Origin of the sequence: Lutimonas sp., from assembly GCF_051011215.1 — a bacterium.
Lineage (GTDB): Bacteria > Bacteroidota > Bacteroidia > Flavobacteriales > Flavobacteriaceae > Lutimonas.
Genome location: NZ_JBPCUJ010000087.1, coordinates 1 through 3,929 on the forward strand (window position 1 = coordinate 1; position 3,929 = coordinate 3,929).

Consider the following 3,929-nt stretch of genomic DNA (forward strand, 5'->3'; position numbering starts at 1 on the left):
AGCAAAATGGATATGTTCTCAATTCTTTACTGGTCCCATTGCTGGATGCTGCTTTTGACTTGTGGAGCAATAAGGTAGCCGATGCCGAAACCATCGATAAAACCTGGATGATCTCGACAGGAGTCAGGATGGGTCCCTTTGGCATCATGGATATGGTCGGTGCCAAAACCTTGCATGATATCAGCGCCCACTGGGGTCAAATTCTAAACGACCCGATCAAATTAAAACGAGCAGCTATTCTCAAATCTGAATTCTTAGACAAAGGAAATTTAGGTGTCAGCACAGGGAAAGGATTCTACGAATACCCAAACCCTAGCTACGAATCAAAAGACTTTTTAAAATAAAAGTAAGCGCGATCCTGATCTCTTATTGAAAGGTATCAGGTAACCGTAACATACGGTAAATAACTTACATAGCACAATGGTTAGAAATACATTTGCATTGTAATTAAAAAAACTCAATCAAAAAATAAATTAAATATTGAAAAAAATGAAAACACTAAAATTAACCGTACTGACAGCCTTAACTCTTTTCATGAGCAACATTACTGTCTCACAAGAACAGAACCCTTACATGGGAGGAGAAGTTGAAATGACAGAATTGCCCAACGGAGGAATCATCAATAAGAATGCCCCCGAACTGTCGAATAAAACCTGGAGCCACGAACCAAAAATTGTAACATTAGCAGAAGGTGTTTGGAGCATCGAAGGATTTGCTCATGTGAATTGTGCTGTGATAGAAGGTGAAACAAGCTTAATCGTTTATGATTCAGGTGGTGACAATGCAGATGGTCAGAAGTTTTTAGACGCCATTCGTCAGGTAAGTGACAAGCCAATTAAAACTGTTATTTATAGCCATGCCCATTACGTTTGGGGAACCAGACCGATGCTTGAGGGAGCAGAAGATTATAAAATCATTGGACACCAAAATCTGAATAAGAACATTTTAGAAAGCGGAGGGCTAGGCTCTTCAATTCCAGAACTGGCCCCAGTTTTAATGGCCCGTGCCTTTGAACAATTCGATGTGTACAATCCAAATGAAGGGCCAGACGCTCCATTGGCATCATCGCCTATTGGTTCTCTTGATAAAGAGTTTGTAAAGGTCACTCATCCGGTATCTAATGGTCAAGAAATGGTTATTGACGGTGTAAAGATGCAATTCTTCACTGATTATCATAGTGATACTGACGATTGTTTGTTTGTTTATTTCCCAGATAAAGGATTGGTAGTTAACAATTTGTATTGGCCTATGTTCGGTAACTTGTATACCTTGAGAGGATCACTTTACAGAGATCCATTGCCATGGATGGAAGGTTTAAGATTGATCCGAAATTTACAACCAGAACATTTGATCAGTACGCATACGCATTCGATCAGTGGAAAAGAAAATGTAAATGAGGCGATTTCAAATTACCATGATGGTTTGGCCTTCTTATATGATCAAACGCTTAGAAGAATACTATTAGGTGAAACACCAGATGAGATGAGACACAGCATTCAACTTCCTGAACATTTGGCAAGTTGGCCAAACAATCAACGTACCTATGGTGAGCTAAGTTATTACCCGCCTAATATCTACAATTACGCTTTAGGTTGGTTTGATGGAAATACTACAAATCTAAACAAAGTACATCCAAACACAGAAGCTAAGAAAATGGTAGAGGGTTTTGGCGGAAAAGATCAGATGATAACTGAGATAAAAAAAGCCATGGCCGCGGAAGAATATAGCTGGGTGACGCAACTAACAGATTATCTGTATAAAGTGTATCCAAACGATCAAGAAGTAAGACAGCTTAAAGCCGATGCGTTGCGAAAAATGGGTCAGCTGACCACAGGGTCTATTCCAAGATCGTGGTATTTATCTCAGGCGCGTGCACTGGAGAACAAAGTTACTATTCAGCATATGATCCTTCCTTCAAAAGAAGAAATACTGAATACTGAGCCGGGAACCAATGTGAATCTAATGCGAGTTCGGATCAATCCTGAGTTGAGCGAAAACACTGATCAGGTAATCGTATTTGAGTTTACAGATATTGAAGAAGATAACAAGTTTGGCCTGCACATTAGAAAAGGAGTCGCTGAGTACCTTTCAGATCCTGAGAATTACTATAAAGAACAGGCGGTCACCATTCAATTACCACGTTCCTTGTTTGCAGCTTACTATATTGGAGAAACAAGTTTGCAAGAATTGATCGATAGTAATTTGGTGGAGATTGAGGGAAGTAAAAAAGAAGCATTTGAATTGCTTATGAATTTCGATCAAATCGATCCGTCAAATATGAACTTAAAATTTCATGAGCAGTAAGGTTTTGTTAACCGTAACATACGGTAAATAACTTACGTATCACTGTAATTAGACATACATTTGTACCAGTAAAAACACAGAAAATGAGTCATCAAGTAGCACAGAAATCAATCGAAGTATTAAAAACCGATTTTCCAAAACATCAGGAAGTAATAGAATTATTCGCTGAAAATACAGAATTGTTCATAGAATTGGCAACAGACTATTATATCTGCAAACGCAATATTCATTTCGCAGAAATTGACAATAAAAAGAGTATTGTTGAAGAATATCAATACACCCTTGAACGGCTCAAAGAAGAAATAGAAACCTTTTTAAAACAAAACAAAATCAAATAAACACTAATGCAGTTAAACACTAATAAAATGAAAACACAAAGAAACAAAATAGTAATTTTAATCGTATCTCTCATGGTCCTTTTGACTTTTGGTGCGTTTAAAATGGAGAAAAATGAGAAGGTAGAAAAAGTTACCTGCGAGACAGCAAAGATCATTGATCTACCGGAGGTAACCATTGTTTCGGTAACACAGGAAACAGCTATGGCGCCCCATTGCAAAATTTCAGGAATCATAGGCAAGGATATAAAGTTTGAACTTTTGCTACCTCATGATTGGAATGGAAAATTCGTCATGGGAGGCGGCGGCGGATATGTAGGATCTGTCATCAACACGGCATTAGGGTATGGCGTAGTGCAAAAAGGATATGCAACCGTAGGTACAGATACCGGGCATGAAGGACATCCGCTTTCAGGAAGTTGGGCTTTGAACAATCCAGAGGCTATTGTCAATTTCGGACATCTTGCCGTTCATAGAACTGCAGTAACTGCCAAGGCACTTATAAAAGCATATTATGAACAAGATATTAGCTATAGCTATTTCTTTGGTTGCTCAAGAGGAGGAGGTCAAGCCTTAATGGAAGCGCAACGATATCCAGATGATTTTGATGGGATCGTTTCAGGGGCTCCGGCTTATGACTGGGTGAACGGTGTTGGAGCAGGTATGGTTCACAACCAACAATACATGTATCCAGACCCTAATGAGATAGGTGATCCTTTAATCACCCAGGAAGATTTGAAGCTTATTGAAGATACCTATTTGGAAATGTGTGATGAGTTGGACGGCTTAAAAGATGGCATTTTAAGAGATCCCAGGGCCTGTGATTTTGATATAGAATCATTGCTTTGCGATGGTGAAGAGAATGAAAATTGTTTATCCGTAGCAAAAGTTGAGGCTCTTAAAGCGATCTATGAAGGACCGAAAAGCGATAAGGGTCAACTTTTTCCTGGATTTCCTATCGGCGGAGAAACACATATAGATGGTTGGTTCAAATGGATCACAGGTGGTTTAAATCATCTTGACAAGGCCGGAGAATTTCAAGCTGGGGTCACCTCCAACATGGAGTCTCCAGAAGTACCTAATGCACAATTCGGATTCGGACCCGACATGTTAAAGTATTTTGTGTATCACGATGAAGATTGGACTTATGTAGATTATGATTTAAACAAATTAGAACATGATGCAAGAGTCATTGCCAAAACAATGAACGCTACAGATCCTAATCTTGCTGAGTTTAGAGCTAAAGGAGGAAAACTCCTTATGTTTACGGGGTGGTCTGATATGGCTATT

General features: G+C 39.0%; 4 protein-coding genes. All 4 read left to right on the forward strand.

What is annotated here, in order from left to right:
- Positions 1–344, forward strand: a 344-nt coding sequence (locus ACR2MV_RS08035) for a 3-hydroxyacyl-CoA dehydrogenase family protein (protein ID WP_434021392.1), incomplete at its 5' end; no start/stop codon positions are given.
- A 145-nt stretch (positions 345–489) separates the two neighbouring features.
- Complete coding sequence (locus tag ACR2MV_RS08040; RefSeq protein WP_434021393.1) at positions 490–2,304, forward strand: alkyl sulfatase dimerization domain-containing protein; 1,815 nt, start codon at positions 490–492, stop codon at positions 2,302–2,304.
- Positions 2,305–2,387: 83 nt separating this feature from the next.
- On the forward strand, positions 2,388–2,642 hold the full coding sequence (locus tag ACR2MV_RS08045) for a hypothetical protein (protein ID WP_434021394.1): 255 nt from the start codon (positions 2,388–2,390) through the stop codon (positions 2,640–2,642).
- 27 nt (positions 2,643–2,669) lie between these two features.
- A partial coding sequence (locus tag ACR2MV_RS08050; RefSeq protein ID WP_434021395.1) for a tannase/feruloyl esterase family alpha/beta hydrolase occupies positions 2,670–3,929 on the forward strand: 1,260 nt, incomplete at its 3' end.

Bases quoted from the DNA above. Each gene is read 5' to 3' on its own strand.
- ACR2MV_RS08040 (WP_434021393.1), top strand. From the start codon at position 490: ATGAAAACACTAAAATTAACCGTACTGACAGCCTTAACTCTTTTCATG.
- ACR2MV_RS08045 (WP_434021394.1), top strand. From the start codon at position 2,388: ATGAGTCATCAAGTAGCACAGAAATCAATCGAAGTATTAAAAACCGAT.